Raw genomic sequence first — 18,416 nt, forward strand, 5'->3', positions numbered from 1 at the left:
ACAGCACATGCAACCGCAATACCTGATCAACGCGCCACTTAATGAAGAGGTCAACTCACCTCCTTTAAAAAGCATCCACTCGACTTCAAAACCCAATATGTGCGAGGCCGCATGACTGCACTTCGTCGAACAGTCCGAATCCGCCGCGGGCAAATGCCACCTCTAGATTTGCAAACCATCTGCGACAAGTGCGACAAGTCGCGGGCACACGGCAACCATGAACAATGCAGCAAACAGCGCCAGGCCGAAGGCATTGCCCGCCGCGCAATGGAGAAACTGTGATGGCCAGCACCGAACTGGAGACATTGCCGCACCCCGAAGTAGACAAAGTATCAGAAGAGGTCATGGCCCATATCCTGGGCATTTCATTTAGAGCACTCGCTACCCGGCGCGCCCGCAAGCAGATCCCCGAAGGCGTCTGGAACAAACTGGGGAATCGCATCATGTACAGCAAAAAGAGATATTACGAATGGGAAGAAGCACAGTGGATTTGCCCGATGGAGTTGAACTCTTCCGCAAATCCCTCAGGATTCGTTTTACTTGGAACGGTATCCGCCGAAGCGAAACCCTCCCCTATCCCACGACGCAGAAGGGCATTAAAGCTGCATCCCAATTACGCGATCAAGTAGACAACCTGATCAAACTCGGCCTGTTGGATGACGCCAAGTACGCCGAGCTGTTTCCCGGGTCATCGGTATTACTCGGTGGTGTACCGACCTTCCACGAGTATGCCCAGTTGTGGCTGGATGGCCGGAACATCACCAGCGGTACTCGCAACAACTATAAGGGTGCGCTGAACCTTTACTGGATTCCACCGCTTGCCCGGGTGCGCATTGATCTGATTACCACCACCCTCCTACGCCGCATTATTGCGGCTACGGAGTGGACGTCTCCTGGTGTTCGGCGCAACGCCTTGGTCAAGCTCTCGACAATTCTGGATGCGGCCGTGGCTGAAGAGCTGATCAAAAAAAATCCGGCCAAAATGATCGATCTCCCGAAGCGAGGTCGCAAGGAGATCAACCCGTTTTCCCTGGACGAAGCCAACCTAATCATCGACCACCTGTATCAGACGACACACTGGCCAAGCGGTATATATGCTGCGTTCTTTGAGTTCGCGTTCTTCACGGGGCTTCGCCTGGGCGAGGTCGCCGCGTTGCGCTGGGAGGCGGTTGACCTGGTGAAACGCCAGGTTCACGTCTGCCGCACAGTCGCCCTGACCGCCGTCGAAGAGCGCACCAAAACCGGCAAGGATCGTTTCGTGCTGCTGAACGAGCGAGCACTGCATGCGCTCGAGTTCGCTCGCCAGTACGCCGAGCGCCGCGCCAAGGGTATCGGCAGAGTCAAGACGACTCCCTATGTGTTCCCGCCGTCGAAGAACAGCGAGTACATCAAACAAACCTCCGATCTGCACAAACAGTGGGGGCCGGCACTCAAAGAGCTGGCGATGCCTTATCGACCGCCATACAACTGCCGTCATACTTATGCGACAATATGCTTAATGTCCAACATGAACCCCGCATTCATCGCTCAGCAGCTTGGCCACAGTGTCCAAATGTTGCTGACGACGTATGCGCGTTGGCTCAACTCAAGCTCAGACTGGGCGGAGCTGGAAAAGCTCCAGATTGGTATCAAATCGGTATCAGGCAAAAAAGACCAGCTCTAACCCATTGATAGGTAAGGTAATTGATCTCCACAGCTAACATCACCATGCAGTTCGGCGCCAAGCCGTTGTTCGAAAACGTTTCGGTCAAATTTAACGGCGGCAACCGTTATGGCTTGATCGGCGCCAACGGTTGCGGCAAGTCGACCTTCATGAAGATTCTCGGCGGCGACCTCGAGCCGTCTGGCGGCCAGGTCATGCTGGAGCCGAACGTACGCCTGGGTAAATTGCGCCAGGATCAGTTCGCCTACGAAGAATTCACCGTGATCGACACCGTCATCATGGGTCACGAAGAGTTGTGGAAGGTCAAGGCCGAGCGCGATCGTATCTACTCGCTGCCGGAAATGAGCGAAGAAGACGGCATGGCCGTGGCCGAGCTTGAAACCGAATTCGCTGAAATGGACGGCTACACCGCCGAATCCCGCGCCGGTGAGCTGTTGCTGGGTCTGGGTATTCCCCTGGAACAGCATTTCGGCCCGATGACCGAAGTCGCTCCAGGCTGGAAGCTACGGGTATTGCTTGCCCAAGCCCTGTTCTCCGACCCGGAAGTGCTGTTGCTCGACGAACCGACCAACCACCTGGACATCAACACCATTCGCTGGCTGGAAACCATTCTCACGGCGCGTAACAGCACCATGATTATCATTTCCCACGACCGTCACTTCCTCAACAGCGTCTGCACCCACATGGCCGACCTGGACTACGGTGAGCTGCGCCTGTTCCCGGGTAACTACGACGAGTACATGACCGCCGCGACTCAATCGCGCGAGCAATTGCTGTCGGACAACGCCAAAAAGAAAGCCCAGATCGCCGAGCTGCAAACCTTCGTCAGCCGCTTCTCGGCCAACGCCTCGAAAGCCAAGCAAGCGACTTCCCGCGCCAAGCAGATCGACAAGATCCAGCTGGCCGAGGTCAAGCCATCGAGCCGCGTGAGCCCGTTCATTCGTTTTGAACAGACCAAGAAGCTGCATCGTCAGGCCGTGACCATCGAGCAGATGTCCAAGGGCTTCGACGGCAAGACCCTGTTCAAGAACTTCAGCTTCACCGTTGAAGCCGGCGAGCGCGTCGCGATCATCGGCCCGAACGGTATCGGCAAGACCACCCTGCTGCGCACCTTGATGGGCGAACTCACCCCGGACGCCGGTTCCGTGAAGTGGACCGAGAGCGCGGAATTGGGCTACTACGCCCAGGACCACGCCCACGATTTCGAAGACGATGTCAGCCTGTTCGACTGGATGGGCCAGTGGACTCAAGGCGAGCAGATCATTCGCGGCACCCTGGGCCGCATGCTGTTCTCCAACGACGAGATCCTCAAGTCGGTCAAGGTCATTTCCGGTGGTGAGCAAGGTCGCATGCTGTTCGGCAAGCTGATCCTGCAAAAGCCGAACGTACTGGTGATGGACGAACCGACCAACCACCTGGACATGGAGTCCATCGAAGCGCTGAACCTGGCGCTGGAAAACTATCCGGGCACGCTGATCTTCGTCAGCCACGACCGTGAGTTCGTATCGTCCCTGGCCACCCGCATCATCGAACTCAGCCCGAATGGCGTGACCGACTTCAGCGGCACCTATGACGACTACCTGCGCAGTCAGGGCGTGGTGTTCTAAGGGCAGATCCACGCCTTTAGCTGCACAAGCTGCCAATGAAAAGCCCTGTCCATGTGACAGGGCTTTTTGCATATCAGACCAAGGTTTCCTGTTGGTGCATAAGTCATCTCGAGCAGGCTCACTCCCACAAGGGATACATTCCACAATGTGGGAGTGAGCTTGCTCACGATGGGGCCATGAACAACAGCGACAATGTCATGGCAAGAGTAGTTAGCATGCTTCCTTTTATGTCAACGCCACGCCATCATGCAGTTCTCCCACCGCCGCCCGCGAACGAGCCCTCATGTCTGCGCCGCAACAGCTACCGCAAAGCTCCATGGCGATCACCCTGCAGATCGTCTCCATCGTTTTTTATACCTTTATTGCCTTCCTCTGCATCGGCCTGCCGATTGCGGTATTGCCGGGCTATGTCCATGAACAACTAGGGTTCAGTGCCGTCATCGCGGGGTTGACCATCGGCTCGCAGTATCTTGCCACGCTGCTCAGCCGCCCCATGGCCGGGCGTATGTCCGACAGCGTCGGTACCAAGCGGGCGATCATTTACGGCCTGTCAGGCATTGTGTTGAGCGGGGCATTGACGCTGCTGTCGACCCTGTTGCAAAGCGCTCCGCTGCTAAGCCTGTTGATTTTGATTGCGGGGCGCTTATTGCTGGGGATCGCCCAGGGACTGATCGGAGTCGGCACCATCAGTTGGTGCATGGGCCAAGTGGGTGCCGAGCACACCGCGCGCTCGATCTCGTGGAACGGCATCGCTTCCTATGGCGCGATTGCCATCGGCGCTCCGCTGGGCGTGGTGATGGTCGATCAGTTGGGATTCGTCAGCCTGGGCATCGCGCTGTCGGTGCTGGCGTTGGCTGCGCTGCTGCTGATTCGCAACAAGCCATCGGTGCCCGTGATCCGGGGTGAGCGTTTGCCGTTCTGGGCGGTGTTCGGGCGCATTGCGCCCTTTGGTGCGAGCCTGAGCCTGGCCTCCATCGGCTACGGTACCCTGACCACTTTCATCACCTTGTATTACCTCAACCGTGGCTGGACCGGCGCGGCTTACTGCCTGACCGTCTTCGGCGTGTGCTTCATTCTGGCGCGTTTGCTGTTCATTTCCAGCATCAGCCGTTTCGGCGGATTCACCTCGGCCATCGCCTGCATGAGCATTGAATCAGTCGGCCTGTTATTGCTGTGGCTTGCGCCTTCGACCGCCTATGCCTTGATCGGTGCCGGCCTGACCGGCTTCGGCCTATCGTTGGTGTATCCGGCACTGGGCGTCGAGGCGATCAAGCAGGTGCCCAGCTCCAGCCGCGGTGCCGGTTTGAGTGCCTATGCGGTGTTTTTCGACCTGGCGTTGGCGATCGCCGGCCCCTTGATGGGGGCGGTGGCGTTGAACCTGGGTTATACGTGGATATTCTTCGCAGCTGCGTTGTTGTCAGTCACCGGCCTTTGCCTGACGCTGCTCCTGTCACGCCAAAGTGCGCGTCAAACCCGTTGAACGCTGACACCGACAAGATCATGGATTAAAACATTACCGAAGGATTCCAGCGCAACATGCCGCATCGATTGAGACAAAGAGCCAGCATTGTTTGAAGTGTCAACTTTCACAGATGCTCGACGCCGCTGTTACATAACAATCGACAAATGGAAATTAATAAACATGCGTATATTGCCTTTAAGCCTGCTCGCACCTGCATTGCTGTTTTCCCTCTACGGCACAGCCCATGCGCAAAGCTCGACGCAGCAACAAATCTGCCATAACGGTCAATGCTGGGACGTCGGCGACGATATTGGGGATGAGTGCTGCCCATTTCTACGTCAGGAAAACCCTATGGAAAATCTCCTGAAACTCCAGGGTGTCACGTTCAACTGGAAGCAAAACGACCTTACCCATGTCGGCCTGATTGCCCAGGAAGCGTAGAAAGTCTACCCCCCACTAGTACGCACTGATCGGGGCCACTTGCAAGTTGATTACCAAAAACGGGTGGCACCTCTTATCGAGTCCGTACGTGAACTTAATGCAAGAGTAGTCACACCGGAAACTGCTTTAGCTGATAAGTAACCAACGATAAACAACTGCCGATCCCCCTCACTGATCGGCAGTTTGCATTCCGGCCCGAGTCGCCTTGCCCAGCGTGCGGGAGAAGAAGCTCCCGGCTTCGGAAATCAGGTTGCGGTGAATGTCTTCACGATCGACACCATCGGCATCAGTACACAGCGCTGGCGTGATGACAATCTGCTCGTCATTGCACGGCGCCATGAATACGAAGTGCCCTGCCCCGGCCAGCAACTTGAAGTCCGGAGCAACGGGCAGCTTGCGCGCCAAAGCCACTGCGTTTTTGTCGATGGGCACCAGTTTGTCGCCGTCGCCGCTATAAAGCAGGACGGGCACGTGCACGTCGGCGAGGGTTTGGCGGCCGAACTTCAAGCTCAGCGGCGCCATCAGCATCAACGCGTGGACGCGCGGATCCGCCACCGGTTGCAGGTCATCGCGGTCGACGATCAGTTCACCCTGGGTGTTGCAGGCATCGCTGTCGTCCGGGCGCTCCTGGCAGTAACGGCGCAGGCGCCCCAGATCCGGGGTCGCGCCAGACAGAATCAATGCGGTCTCGCCCCCGGCCGAATAACCGATGACGCCGACCTGATCAGCATTGACGAACGGCGACAGCATGCGGTCGCCCAGGGTCGCGGTAATGGCTTCGGATATCTGGATCGGCCGTCCGTACAGGTTGCTCAAGGTGCCGAGACGACTGTGGTCCTTGGAGTTGTCGCCGGGGTGAATCACGGCTACCACCACAAACCCCTTGCGCGCCAGGGAGGTGGCGAGGTCGTGCAGCGCCAGTGGCGTTCCGGTGTTGCCGTGGGAGAGCATCAGCATGGGGAACCGGCCGATGGCGACTTTGGTGTCTTCACCCGCCTCGACGGTGTAACCCTCGAGCCTGCTGGAGTGTTCCTTTTCGCTCGATGGGTAGAAGGCAATCGCACGCATCGGTTGCAGGTCCAGCGGGTCGAGAAAACTCAGCTCGTGGTAACCGACGCTCCAGTGTGGGCGCGGCGCAGGCGCGGCGTGCACTGTATTCAGGCTGCAGAGCAGACAAATCAGCAAAGTTGCACAAAGACGCACCATGGGATGCCCCACCCTGTTACCGGACTCGAGACCTGTACCCTTGACTGCATAACTTGGGCCACAATCTGAAACGACCAGAAACAAAAAACTCCGTACCTGGTACTTGCGTATCCAGAATACAGAGTTTTTTGAGGGCTGCCTGAACGGCGTACCGTCTTTACGCAAGTTTTACGCGGCGGCGAACAATTGCTCGCTGATTTGCGCGTGAGCGTCGCTCATGGCCTTGTTGCGGACTTCATCGCCATAAGCCAGGCCGTGGGCGCGAACGAATTCGATGTCCGTGATACCGATGAAACCGAACAGCACCTTCAAGTACTCTTCGTGGGCAACACCGGTTGCCTGGCCGGCATGCATGCCACCGGAAGTCGACACGATCACGACTTTCTTGCCGCCGCACAGCCCTTCAGGACCGGCTTCGGTGTAACGGAAGGTCTGGCCGGCAACGGCGATGCGATCGATCCACGCCTTCAATTGAGTCGGGACAGTGAAGTTGTACATCGGCGCTGCAATCACCACGGCATCGGCGGCGAGAAACTCGGCCAGGGTAGAAGCACTGAGTTGTGCTTCGTGCTGTTGTGCGGCGTCGCGCAGTTCAGCGGGCGTGCCGGCGGCAACCAGGGTGTTCGAGGAAAAATGGCTGATGGCGTCAGCCGCCAGGTCACGGTATGTCACCACCGCCGACGGCTCGGCGATTTGCCAGGCTTTGACGACTTCGCTGCTCAGCTGACGGGACGCCGAGTTGTCACCAAGAATGCTCGAATCGATATGCAGCAGTTTCATGTGGGATCTCCAGGTGAGGATCGCCACCGGGGCGATCTGATGGAAACGATCCTACAGACGAAACCAATAGCTGATTAGACTGTAACAATGCGATAGTTTGTCCCACTGATAGAACAATCGAGCCAGTACCCATGCAAGACCTCAATGACCTCTATTACTTCGCCAAGGTCGTGGAAGCCGGTGGTTTCGCCGCGGCCGGGCGACTACTCGGCATTCCCAAGTCACGGTTGTCGCGGCGCATTGCGGAATTGGAAGAGCGTCTGGGCGCCCGCCTGCTGCAACGAACCACTCGCCAGCTCAAATTGACGGCCGTTGGCGAGCGCTACCTGCGGCACTGTCAGGCCATGTTGCTGGAGGCCGAGATGGCCGACGAAGCCGTGGCCAGCATGTCCAGTGAACCCCGAGGACGCTTGCGGGTATCCTGTCCCGTGGGATTGGCCCATGAGCTGCTACCGTCCGTGATCAGCAAATTTCTTGAAAAATGCCCTCAGGTTCAACTGGAAGTCATGCTGCTCAATCGCCGCGTCGATCTGGTGAATGAGGGCGTCGACGTCGCCCTGCGGGTCCGCGAACTGGGTGATGAAGACCCTTTGCTGGTCACCCGCCGCCTGCGTCAGGCGCAGATGCTCCTGGTCGCCAGTCCGGCGCTGATTCACGGTCGAGAAATCAATCATCCCGAAGATCTCAAGGGTTTGCCGGTGCTTGGCGCCCTGGAAGCCGACCGTATGGTGCACATTCGCATGCTCGACCAACAGGGCAAGAGCTGCGACCTGGCGCTGGAGGCCCGGCTGGGTATCGACGACTTCATTATCCGTCGGGCCTGCACCCTCTCCGGCCAGGGCTTTACCATGCTGCCGATGATGTATTGCGAGCAGGAACTGCAGACTGGCGCGTTAGTGCAGATACTGCCCGAGTGGTCACTGCCTGGTGGCTGGTTGCAGGCGGTCTACCCTCATCGACGCGGGGTGATGCCAGCCGTTCGCGCCTGGATCGACCATCTGATCGAATCATTCAATGCCTGTGGGGACCGATTGATATGAAGGCTGGACGCATGAGCGAAGAGGACGCCGCGACATTCTGCCTGGCGTTGCCCGGCGCGCGGGAAGACTACAAATGGGGAGGTGTACGGGTATTTTCGATTGCCGGGAACAAGATGTTCGCCTTGCAGAATCTGCGTGGCGCGTCCCTGGCGTTCAAAGTCGACAAGGATTTGTTTCTCGGTCATTGCGACCGTCCGGGCATTCATCCCGCACCTTATCTGGCACGGGCGCAGTGGATCATCATGGCAACGCCCTACCCGCTTGGCACCGAGGAGCTGCAAGGTCTGTTGCGGCGCTCCCATCAACTGGTGGTCGGCAAATTACCCAAGCGTACCCAGGTAGGGTTATTGCTTTAAAACAGTGCCAACAGATTTGCACCAAGAAACAGCATGTCGATCCAGAACACCTGGTGCAGCAACACGATGATCCAGAACACCAACTGATAAGAGACCTTGCGCGTCTTGTGCCGAAAGACTTGCTGGGCCAGCAAGGCACCCGGCCAGCCACCGGCGAACTCCAACGCATGCAGCACGTTTTCCGGTGTTCGCCGTTGATCGACCCGGGCCCTGCGTTTGTCATTCCAGTACAGGAAAAACGTCAGCACGCTGACGATGCCGTAGGCCGCCAAGGGAATCGGCGAGACCCCACGCAGCCACAACGACATCGAACCTATCAGCGGCAGCGCGCACAAAATCGCGAACACCAACAGTTTCAGACGCAGATGCTGGATATCTCCCCCGGACTGCCGCCCGGGTTGATTGCGCGCGCTGGAATCACTCATGGCTTGGCGGCAGTCCAGTCAACCCAGCCAAACTGCCAGGTAGCGAGAATCAGCAGACCGAATGCGATGCGATACCAGGCGAACGCCGCGTAGCTGTGGCTGGCGATGAACTTGAGCAAACCTCGCACGGCAATCATGGCGAAGATAAACGCCGTGACGAAACCCAGGGCGAATACCGGGAAGTCTGCCGGCACAAACAGCTTGTGGTACTTGTAGCCTGAGTACACCGCCGCCCCCACCATGGTCGGCATCGCCAGGAAGAACGAGAACTCGGTGGCGGTTTTACGCGACAGACCGAACAACAGGCCGCCGATGATCGTCGAGCCGGAACGCGAAGTACCCGGAATCATCGCCAGGCACTGGGCAAACCCGACTTTCAGGGCGTCTTTCCATGTGATCTCATCGACGGTATCGGCATGCACTTCATGCTGACGCTGTTCGGCCCACAACATAATGATGCCGCCCACCACCAAGGCCGTCGCCACGGTGATCGGGTTGAACAAGTAGTGGTGGATCAGGTCAGCGAAAATCACCCCCAGCACCACAGCCGGCAGGAAGGCGATCAGCAGGTTCGCGGTGAAGCGCCGCGCACTTGGCTGGGTCGGCAAGCCGATGACCACGTCGAAAATCTTGCGGCGGAACTCCCACACCACCGCCAGGATCGCCCCGAGCTGGATGATGATGTTGAACGCCATTGCACGCTCGCCACCGAAGTCGAGCAAGTCGGCCACGATAATCTGGTGACCGGTACTGGAAATGGGCAAAAACTCTGTAAGTCCTTCTACAACGCCAAGAATCAAAGCCTGAAAGGCGGTCCAAAGATCCATCAATCCCCCAAAAGGCTATGCGCCGATGCATGCCCCATTAGTATTTTTTAAAACGCTTATCGCGATCAGCGTAGTCGAAACTACGCGAGCACAAGAAACACACTCGATCCTGAAAACTCCGTGAAACAGTTGGATTTCAGGTTTACCGTGCGGGCGCAAATCCTATCAGACAAGTCCGATCCGTGCTGCCGTGTAATGGGAACTGGCGAGAGGCAGACGCTGATTGATGACAGGAGCAAGAAAACGCAACACAGCGTCATGTAGAGCTGACGCGACACCTTGCACTCTGGGTACAATCCGCCCCTCTTCGACTTTACCCAAGGAAACTGCATGTCCGGGCTTGAACTGTTTGCCGCCGCCCTCGGTGTCAATGCCGTCTGGCTGACGGTCAAACAGAACCCTTGGTGCTGGCCGATCGGCCTGGTCATGGTGCTTTTATATAGCTGGATCTTTTTCGAAGTGAAGCTGTATTCGGACATGCTGCTGCAGCTGATCTATGCCGCTTTGCAGCTTTACGGCTGGTGGCAGTGGACCCGCGCAGGCGAGACGCAGCATGGGCGCGAGGTCAGCCGGTTGGGCGGCCAAGCAGTAGCGTCGGGGCTGGCCTTCGGCGCGATCGGCAGCCTGTTGCTGGGCGCCGCCATGGCGCACTGGACCGACGCCGCGCAACCCTGGCTCGATGCCGCTCTCACGGCCTACAGTCTGGTGGCGCAATTCTGGATGGCGCAAAAGCGCGTGCAGTGCTGGCCGCTGTGGATCGCTCTGGACTGTATTTTCGTCGGCCTGTTCCTCTATAAAGGCATGTACCTGACTGCTGCCTTGTATGGGCTGTTCACGCTGCTGGCCATAAAAGGCTGGCGCACATGGCGCAGCGATCCGCTGCTTTGCCCATGAAGGTGTTGGTGCTGACAGGCCCGGAATCCAGCGGCAAAAGCTGGCTTTCGAACGAGATTCACGCCAATTTTGGCGGCATATTGGTCGGTGAGTATGTTCGGCACTTTATCGACAGCGAAGCCCGCGAAACCTGCTACGGTGACATTACAGACATAGCGAATGGCCAGCTTACTTGGGAAGATGAGGCACGCGGCAAACAACCTGAATTGTTGATTCTCGATACGCACCTGCTGAGCAATATCCTTTGGAGCCGTACTTTGTTTGGCGCTTGCCCGGCCTGGATAGAACACGCATTGCTGGCACGGCACTACGACCTGCATTTGTTGCTCAGCCCTGAATCCGTGGCCTGGCATGACGATGGACAACGTTGCCAACCGCAACTGGCAGAACGCCAGGCGTTTTTCCAGGCCAGCCACCAATGGCTAAACCTGCACCGCCAGCCTTTGCAGGTACTGCAAGGCGACTGGACACAGCGCAAGCTGGCGGCATTCGAGGCTGTGGCATGCTTGCTAAAAGCCTGAAACGAGCGCCCCCTGCAAGGGTGTAAATGTCCATTCCTGAAACACTCCCTTCCCCGCAAACCCGCGAATTAAAGCGTTCCGGGCCTTCCAGAAAGAAAATGTTACGCCGCTGATACAACTTGCCTGCAACGCCCTTGGCGAGCAATGCCGCCCGCATGGACGGTGTTTTTGCGTGGCTTTGTCTCAGGAGCGTTACAAATCTTTTTCAACCACCTTGATTAATAAGTCCAACTTGTTGTTTTAAAAGGAAAATCAAAAACCGGCACACCTTCTGCTCTCTTCCTCGCAACGCTGATAAGGGCCAGCGTTCCACTTACAGAAGGAATTGCCGCCGTGGGGAAACTTGATAACCGCATTTTTAGCCTCCTGCTGATCGGATGTGCACTGGGCTCAAGTGTTTGCCTGCCTGTACAGGCAGACAACGGCATCATCATTATCAAACGTGATGTTCAGGTGCGAGACGCGGTGACTCCGACGTTAGCTCCCGATCCTAACCCCACGACCGCCAATGCGAACCCGTCCAAACAAATCCTCAATCAGACCAGCGAATTGAGCGACGGTGACTTTGCCAGCGTCGCCAGTGGTGCAGGCATTTCACGCCTGGTCGCCCAAGGCACCAACAACCTGGGCGGCAACATCACCAACCAAACCCAGCTTTCCAACATCCCCGCCGGACGCTCGGGAAATTCGGGCAACAACGGCATAGCCAACATGGTCAATTCAAACGTCCAGCAAGGCCTGGGCGCTTTGAGAATCATAACGGGGGACCGTTGAGATGAATCGCTCGCTACTGATCATCGCCATGCTTTGCAGTACATCGGCCTTCGCCCAATCTCCTGTTATCAATAACGCCGAAATCGATGATTCGGGCGCGCAGTACCAGGGCAACTTCTCCGTCAACCAGGCGGCTGGCGATCTCCAGCAACAGGCCAACGCCCGGGCCATCGCCATTGGCCATGGCGCCAGCGCGACCGTACAGATTCGCCAACGGCTGCGCGGTCAGGTCGACCCTGCCATGGATGCGCACTCGAGCATCCAGGGCAACTCCTTCAGTAATGGCAGCGGCGTATTGGGCGTGAACCAGAGTTCGGGCGCCAATACCCAGCAAGCCAACGCACTGCGCATCAGCATCAGTGCTCAGCCGCAAAGCATCGACGACAGCGTCCTCATGCAACAGAACGTGACGCTGCTCAACAACTCCGATCCAACTGACTCTGCACCGGGCTACCGCCAGGTCGCTACCAGCGATCAGGCCTTCACCGGTAGCCGCGGGGTAATTCAGTTGAATCAGAGCGCAGGGGTGGGAAACCGAATGGCCAACACCTTCAGCGTACGGGTCGCGGATTGACCCAAACAGGTAGTTACAACACTTAACCTAAAATAAGTACGGAGAATCACCATGAAACCTTCGATGGCACTAAAGCCTCTGGTTTTCGCAATTGCTGCGGTCATGGCTGTTGCTGTACAAGCTGGGCAAAACGATCGGCGTGACCATCACCACGGCCACACTCCTCCTCCAACCAAGATCCTCGTCAACGCGACGGCCAAAGCGTGGGATAGCCAGACCAGTACCGGCAACCGCATCAGCAATGCTGGGACTCAGAACGCAGCAGAGATGAATAACTCTGCTACAGGCGCCAGCGGCAACGTCGGTGTCAACGTAGCTGCAGGCGACGGCAACCAACAAGACAACGCGGCCGCCATCGCAAATGCCAGCTCCACCTCCAGTCTGGATAACAGCTTCGTGTTCGGCACTGCCGATGCCAGCTCTAAAGTCACGCAATACAGCAACAATAACAAGGTCTACAACTATGGAAGCACCGCCTCTGGCGTGATGAGCGGATCGGGCAATGGCGGCAGCGGCAATATGGGTGTCAACGTTGCTGGCGGCGACCTTAACCAACAGAAAAACACCATGGCAATTGCCAACTCCAACTCGCCGCTCGGTAGCGCAATGGCCACCGCCTCTGCCGATCAGAAGAGTCCTGGTCTGACAGTGGATAACGACGCCGACCGGACTTATCGCGTGGATACTCTGACCGTTACCAAAACGGCCAGCGGCAGTGCCTCCTTCAACAAGAACTCCAATTTGAGCGTTGATAAGAGCGCCAGCAGCAGTTGGTCTGCTAGCGGTAACAATAGCTTCAATGCAAGCGGATCAAAAAGCTACGATGCTAGCGGATCCAGAAGCGCAGATTCCAGTGCTTCCAGCAGTGCTTCGTTCGATGCTTCTCTGAACGCTAGCCTGGACGCATCGGCGAGCGCTTCCAGATCGTCGACCTGGAATAATGGCGGCGCCGATCACACCCGCAGCAGGTCTGCTGATGCTTCGCTGACCGCATCACTTGATGCATCGGCCAGTGGTTCTCTCAATACGTCGAACAGCAGTTCGTCCGACTCTTCCTACACCAAATCGCACGACTCTTCGTTCACAAAAGCGTATGACTCCTCGTACGCCAAATCAGGCGAGAAATCGTCTGCGTCTTCGAAAGACGTAACGAAGAGCTTCAGCGAAAGCAGTTCATTTGATTTGAGCAACACCTACTCCTATCAAGTGCTGACTCCAACCGGCTGGGCAAACCCTGTGACCAACACTGCAACCCTGAGTGGTTCGGTGAATGGTGGCAGTGGCAACCTGGGTGTCAACGTGGCTGCTGGCGTGGGCAACCAACAAAGCAACTCGCTGGCCATCTCCAACCAGTCGTTCTAATGCTGTCTCTGGAGGCCCCCTTACGGGGGCCTTTTTTCACAACAACCAGAAGGCATCCCACAATGCGCATTATCGTCTTGGCATTTTTGCTTTGTGTGGCCAGTGTGAGCGAAGCAGCACAAATGCCGCTGTCCGTCCTGCCGGGCGGCGCAGTGGTGTTCAAGCCGATCCAGAGCATCCGCGAGCGTAAATTTGCCGACCTGGTGCAACAGAAAACCGACTTCAGTTGCGGTGCAGCGGCGCTGGCGACCATTTTGCGCCAAGCCTATTGGCTGGACGTCACTGAAGACCAGATCATCGAAGGCATGCTGGCACACTCCGATCAGGATCTCGTCCGCGTTCAGGGCTTCTCCATGCTCGACATGAAGCATTACGTGGAAAGTATCGGCATGCGCGCCCGTGGCTACCGGGTAGCAACGGAAACCCTGGGTGAAATCAAAATTCCTGTGGTGGTACTCATGGATATACGTGGCTACAAGCATTTTGTAGTCATGCAGAGGGTCCATGACGGCTGGGTGTATATCGGAGATCCGGTACTCGGTCATAAACGCTACAAAATCGACGACTTTGTCAAAGGCTGGAACGGCATCATCTTTGCCGTCATCGGTCAGGGCTACGACAAGACCAATGCGTTGCTCGACCCGCCGTTGCCTCTGACCGCCAAGAATCGTGTCAACAATTTCAACCCGGTGCCAGACGCTGAGTTGATGGATTTTGGATTCATCCAAAGCGACTTCTTCTAATAACAAGGGAGCACGAAGCTCCGGGAGTATCCAATGAAGACTCCAATCTGGCTGGCAGTGGCTTGCCTCGCCGCCAGCCTGCCAATCCATGCAGAGACCTTTAAACCCATCGAACTGAATGACCAGCAATTGGCGAGCCTGCGCGGTCGCTTTGTCATGCCGGGACGCATCATCAGCTTCGGCATTGCCATGACCAGCACCTGGCAAAATGCCAACGGTGAAGTGATCGGGGCAACGTCCTCGATGCAGATTCAACAATCGACCATCCAGCCACAGTTCTATGTGTCGAAGATCGATGAAAAAGGCACGGGTACCTCGCAATCCCAAGGCACCGGCACCGTCACGGGCGGCAACGGCCTCAACAGCACCGAAGGTGTCACACAAGTCACGCGGGCTGCCGGTGACTACAACTCGGCCTACAACAACGTTGATATCAACGTGAGCAAGGCTAACCAGGCCCCAGCCATACAACAGCAGCAGGGCCAGCCATTGGCCGCCGGCTCGACGTTAACCGGCGCCAACGGAGCGGGTTCGGTGAGCGTTTCCTCGACCGGCAGTGGCATACAACTCAACATCCTGGCCAATAACAACCAAGGCAGTACGGTACAACGCCTGGCCCAGGGCGGGCTGCTGCAGAACACGACGTTGCTCGGCGCCGGCAACCAGGTCCGCAACATCACGTCGCTCAATGTCGTACTGCGTGACACCGTTCCGACGGCCGGTTCGTTGAGCGGCAATCTAGACCAGCTCAAAGGGCTACGCACCAGCGGATTCTGATCTACGCTCAGTGTCACCAGACGTGTCAGAAGGGACGGCTAACCCATGCATCGATCTTTAACGTTCAGGGCTTTCGTTTGTTTGAGTAGCCTGGCCCCGGCTTCATTGCTATACGCAGCACCGGATCCCCAGGTTGAAGCATTAAAACAAGAACTCATGGAGCTGAAACAACGTTACGAAGCACAACAGAACGCGCTGATGGTACTCGAACAGCGCGTTCGCCAGGTCGAAGAAACACCAGCGACACCTGCACCCAAGCGCCTGACCAAATCCCCTGCGGAAAAGACCAAGGGTGGCCAGACAGTGGCCACCTCCGGGTCGGGAGCCACAGGCGCGTCATATGGTCAGTCGCTCAAGGATGACTCGGAACCTGCGCAAAGCGTTTCCAACCTCTATGACGAAGCCAGCGGCTTCTTCGGTGGCGGCAAGTTCAGCGTCGAAACCGGCCTGACCTACACGCACTACGATACCCGCGCATTAACGCTCAACGGCTTCCTGGCACTGGATTCGATTTTTCTCGGCAACATCAACATCGACCGTATCAAGGCGGATAACTGGACCCTGGACTTGACCGCCCGCTACAACGTGGCACAACGTTGGCAGTTCGACATCAACGTTCCCGTGATCTATCGCGAATCGACGTACTCCTCCGGAGGCGCCGGTGGCGCAGGTCCGGTGACGTCGGATGCATCCGTCACCCGCGACCCGACCATCGGCGATGTCAACGTTGGCGTTGCCTACAAGTTTCTCGATGAGTCGGCCAACTATCCCGACGCGGTCGCCACATTGCGGATCAAGGCACCAACGGGTGAAGACCCTTACGGCATTAAGCTGATCGTGGATCCGAACAATAATAACCTGGCGGTACCCGAAAGCTTGCCTACCGGCAACGGTGTCTGGTCGATTACCCCGGGCATCTCGCTGGTCAAGACCTTCGACCCTGCGGTGCTGTTCGGCAGCCTGGCCTATACCTACAACATGGAAGACTCATTCAGCGACATCAGTCCCCAGGTCAATTCCAAGGTGCCCGGAGACGTGAAACTGGGCGATTCCTGGCAGATCGGCGCCGGCATTGCATTCGCCTTGAACGAGAAGATGAGTATGTCGTTCTCGTTCACTGATCAGTTCGCCCGCAAGAGCAAGATCAAACCGGACGGAGGGGATTGGCAATCCATCACCAACAGCGATTACAACTCGGGCAACTTCAACATCGGCATGACCATCGCCGCCAGCGATAACCTGACGATCGTCCCGCAACTGTCTATCGGGATGACCGACGACGCGCCTGACTTTTCCTTCAGCCTGAAATTCCCTTACTACTTCTAATCCTGCTCCAACTAAAAGCCCGCTGTTTCAGCGGGCTTTTTTGTAGGCTCTTCAAGCTCTCGCAGCATTGGCTTGCAGCGATACACCTTAGCGGATCACCGTATTTGATGCTTGTGCAGCAAACGGTAGAAGGTGGGCCTGGAGATCCCCAGCACCTTGGCAGCGATGCTCAGATTATCGCTGTGGCGGTTAAGCACATCGCACAACGCCTGGCGCTCTGCCCGGTGCTTGTAGTCTTCCAGCGTGCCCATCGGCACGGCGATGGAATGATGGCTGATCAAGCCCAAATCGCGTGCTTCGATCTGCCGGCCTTCAGCCAGTACCAACCCGCGACGGACCCGGTTGGCCAGTTCCCGAACATTGCCAGGCCAGTCGTGCTTGCCCATGGCGATCATCGCGTCCTCACTGAAACTGCGTGGACGGCGACCGGTTTCATGGCTGTAGAAATGGGAAAAGTGGTTGGCCAGCATCGACAGATCGCCATTGCGCTCACGCAGGGGGGCGGTTGCGACCTGCAACACATTGAGCCGGTAATACAGGTCTTCGCGAAAGCGTTTCTTCTCGATCGCGGCCTCGAGATCGACGTGGGTCGCAGCCAACACGCGAACATCCACTGGAATCGGCTGACTGCCCCCCACCCGCTCGATGTGCCTTTCCTGAAGGAAACGCAACAGATTCGCCTGCAACTCCAAGGGCAGATCGCCGATCTCGTCGAGAAAAAGCGTTCCACCGTTAGCCGCTTCGATCCGCCCGATCTTGCGTTGGTGGGCGCCCGTAAAGGCACCCTTTTCGTGGCCGAACAGTTCGGACTGGATCAGATGCTCGGGAATCGCGCCACAATTGATCGCGACAAAGGGTTTATTGTGGCGCAGGGATTGACGATGCAGCGTACGGGCGACCAGTTCCTTGCCTGTACCGCTTTCCCCGCGAATCAACACCGGCGACTCGGTGGGCGCCAGTTTGCTCAACAACTTACGCAATTCGCGTATGGGTTTGCTGTCCCCCAGCAGTTCGTGTTCGGGCTGATCGATATGAACCGTTCCCTGCCCGCGCAGGCGCGCCATGCCAAAGGCCCGCCCCAGGGTGACCTGGACCCTGGAAACATCGAACGGCAAGGTATGAAAATCGAAAAACCACTCGCAGACAAAGTCCCCGACATTCTGTAGCCGCAGGACTTCCTGATTGAGCACGGCGATCCACTCGGTTCCGCTGCGGCTGATGACATCCTTGACGGCATCCGGGTGCTCGAGGTGCCAGGGCTGTAACCGTAACAATCCTACGTCACAGGTTCGGTCGGCGGCGTTTTCCAGCGAACAGCTGTCCACGTCCCAACCCACGGAGCGCAACCCCGGTAGCAGACGATGGCAGTCGTCGCAGGGGTCCACGACTAATAGACGTCGTAAGGCAGGCGCATCGCTCATGACTATTCCTTGGCGCCAAATTCAGGAAAAATTATTAAAAACAGTCATTTGGCAAACCTGGCTGTAACATTAGCAAGAATTTGACGTGGCCTTGTACCGTTTGACTATAGAGCGGGCGCGTAAATAGTTATAAGAAGGGACTTTGTTAGCCACCTAATTAATTCAACCTTTCATTTACCTTTCAAAATGGCTCGACGCATCGGGTATATGAAAGAAA

20 protein-coding genes are annotated in these 18,416 nt (G+C 57.1%); 15 read left to right on the top strand and 5 right to left on the bottom strand.

Annotation, left to right across the window (positions count from 1 at the left end):
• Window positions 1–153: 153 nt before the first annotated feature.
• The 5 genes from ACVWYU_RS05015 (at window position 154) to ACVWYU_RS05035 (ending at window position 5,173) form a co-directional block, all read left to right on the top strand.
• The gene (locus ACVWYU_RS05015) at window positions 154–282 is read left to right on the top strand and encodes a hypothetical protein (RefSeq protein ID WP_457372100.1); all 129 of its coding nucleotides are present in this window, start codon (window positions 154–156) and stop codon (window positions 280–282) included.
• A 187-nt stretch (window positions 283–469) separates the two neighbouring features.
• Window positions 470–1,663 carry a tyrosine-type recombinase/integrase gene (locus tag ACVWYU_RS05020; RefSeq protein ID WP_090321232.1) on the top strand — a complete coding sequence of 398 codons (1,194 nt, stop codon included), beginning with the start codon at window positions 470–472 and terminating at the stop codon, window positions 1,661–1,663.
• 20 nt (window positions 1,664–1,683) lie between these two features.
• On the top strand, window positions 1,684–3,270 hold the full coding sequence (locus tag ACVWYU_RS05025) for an ABC-F family ATPase (protein ID WP_090321229.1): 1,587 nt from the start codon (window positions 1,684–1,686) through the stop codon (window positions 3,268–3,270).
• A 283-nt stretch (window positions 3,271–3,553) separates the two neighbouring features.
• Window positions 3,554–4,750, top strand: a complete 1,197-nt coding sequence (locus ACVWYU_RS05030; RefSeq protein ID WP_247255852.1) for an MFS transporter — start codon at window positions 3,554–3,556, stop codon at window positions 4,748–4,750.
• 162 nt (window positions 4,751–4,912) lie between these two features.
• Window positions 4,913–5,173: a tail fiber domain-containing protein gene (locus ACVWYU_RS05035; protein ID WP_457372101.1), complete on the top strand. Its 261-nt coding sequence runs from the start codon at window positions 4,913–4,915 to the stop codon at window positions 5,171–5,173.
• Between the two features lie 168 nt (window positions 5,174–5,341).
• On the opposite strand, the gene ACVWYU_RS05040 is transcribed toward ACVWYU_RS05035, so the two are convergent.
• Together ACVWYU_RS05040 and ACVWYU_RS05045 are read right to left on the bottom strand one after the other, a co-directional pair.
• Entirely contained in the window at window positions 5,342–6,379 is a 1,038-nt protein-coding gene (locus ACVWYU_RS05040; protein WP_247255850.1) for an alpha/beta hydrolase family protein, read from the bottom strand.
• A gap of 168 nt (window positions 6,380–6,547) precedes the next feature.
• Entirely contained in the window at window positions 6,548–7,159 is a 612-nt protein-coding gene (locus tag ACVWYU_RS05045; RefSeq protein WP_090321219.1) for an FMN-dependent NADH-azoreductase, read from the bottom strand.
• Between the two features lie 131 nt (window positions 7,160–7,290).
• On the opposite strand from ACVWYU_RS05045, the gene ACVWYU_RS05050 reads away from it, so the two are divergent.
• The gene (locus ACVWYU_RS05050) at window positions 7,291–8,199 is read left to right on the top strand and encodes a LysR substrate-binding domain-containing protein (RefSeq protein ID WP_090321216.1); all 909 of its coding nucleotides are present in this window, start codon (window positions 7,291–7,293) and stop codon (window positions 8,197–8,199) included.
• A complete protein-coding gene (locus tag ACVWYU_RS05055) occupies window positions 8,196–8,555 on the top strand; it encodes an MmcQ/YjbR family DNA-binding protein (protein WP_457372102.1) in 360 nt (119 codons plus the stop codon). Before ACVWYU_RS05050 ends, ACVWYU_RS05055 begins: the two co-directional genes overlap by 4 nt.
• On the opposite strand, the gene ACVWYU_RS05060 is transcribed toward ACVWYU_RS05055, so the two are convergent.
• Entirely contained in the window at window positions 8,552–8,980 is a 429-nt protein-coding gene (locus tag ACVWYU_RS05060) for a DUF1294 domain-containing protein (RefSeq protein ID WP_247255848.1), read from the bottom strand. The genes ACVWYU_RS05055 and ACVWYU_RS05060 overlap by 4 nt on opposite strands.
• The gene (locus tag ACVWYU_RS05065; RefSeq protein ID WP_090321205.1) at window positions 8,977–9,807 is read right to left on the bottom strand and encodes an undecaprenyl-diphosphate phosphatase; all 831 of its coding nucleotides are present in this window, start codon (window positions 9,805–9,807) and stop codon (window positions 8,977–8,979) included. Before ACVWYU_RS05065 ends, ACVWYU_RS05060 begins: the two co-directional genes overlap by 4 nt.
• Before the next feature lie 330 nt (window positions 9,808–10,137).
• Here ACVWYU_RS05065 and pnuC point away from each other — a divergent pair, with 330 nt between their 5' ends.
• The 8 genes from pnuC (at window position 10,138) to ACVWYU_RS05105 (ending at window position 16,778) form a co-directional block, all read left to right on the top strand.
• Window positions 10,138–10,701: a nicotinamide riboside transporter PnuC gene (gene pnuC / locus ACVWYU_RS05070; protein WP_457372103.1), complete on the top strand. Its 564-nt coding sequence runs from the start codon at window positions 10,138–10,140 to the stop codon at window positions 10,699–10,701.
• Window positions 10,698–11,222, top strand: a complete 525-nt coding sequence (locus tag ACVWYU_RS05075) for an AAA family ATPase (protein WP_457372267.1) — start codon at window positions 10,698–10,700, stop codon at window positions 11,220–11,222. Before pnuC ends, ACVWYU_RS05075 begins: the two co-directional genes overlap by 4 nt.
• A gap of 333 nt (window positions 11,223–11,555) precedes the next feature.
• Window positions 11,556–11,996, top strand: a complete 441-nt coding sequence (locus tag ACVWYU_RS05080) for a hypothetical protein (protein ID WP_090321197.1) — start codon at window positions 11,556–11,558, stop codon at window positions 11,994–11,996.
• Window position 11,997: 1 nt separating this feature from the next.
• Window positions 11,998–12,570 carry an adhesin gene (locus ACVWYU_RS05085; protein ID WP_090321195.1) on the top strand — a complete coding sequence of 191 codons (573 nt, stop codon included), beginning with the start codon at window positions 11,998–12,000 and terminating at the stop codon, window positions 12,568–12,570.
• A gap of 51 nt (window positions 12,571–12,621) precedes the next feature.
• Window positions 12,622–13,932, top strand: a complete 1,311-nt coding sequence (locus tag ACVWYU_RS05090; protein WP_457372104.1) for a heme utilization protein — start codon at window positions 12,622–12,624, stop codon at window positions 13,930–13,932.
• A 62-nt stretch (window positions 13,933–13,994) separates the two neighbouring features.
• Complete coding sequence (locus ACVWYU_RS05095) at window positions 13,995–14,675, top strand: C39 family peptidase (RefSeq protein WP_390956232.1); 681 nt, start codon at window positions 13,995–13,997, stop codon at window positions 14,673–14,675.
• Window positions 14,676–14,708: 33 nt separating this feature from the next.
• Window positions 14,709–15,452, top strand: coding sequence for a hypothetical protein (locus tag ACVWYU_RS05100; RefSeq protein WP_390956233.1), 744 nt, complete (start codon window positions 14,709–14,711; stop codon window positions 15,450–15,452).
• A gap of 45 nt (window positions 15,453–15,497) precedes the next feature.
• Window positions 15,498–16,778: a hypothetical protein gene (locus tag ACVWYU_RS05105; RefSeq protein WP_390956234.1), complete on the top strand. Its 1,281-nt coding sequence runs from the start codon at window positions 15,498–15,500 to the stop codon at window positions 16,776–16,778.
• Window positions 16,779–16,873: 95 nt separating this feature from the next.
• Here the strand turns inward: ACVWYU_RS05105 and ACVWYU_RS05110 are convergent, their stop codons facing one another.
• Entirely contained in the window at window positions 16,874–18,199 is a 1,326-nt protein-coding gene (locus tag ACVWYU_RS05110; RefSeq protein ID WP_090321181.1) for a sigma-54 dependent transcriptional regulator, read from the bottom strand.
• Between the last annotated feature and the right edge of the window lie 217 nt (window positions 18,200–18,416).

The organism is Pseudomonas sp. TE12234, from assembly GCF_054061835.1.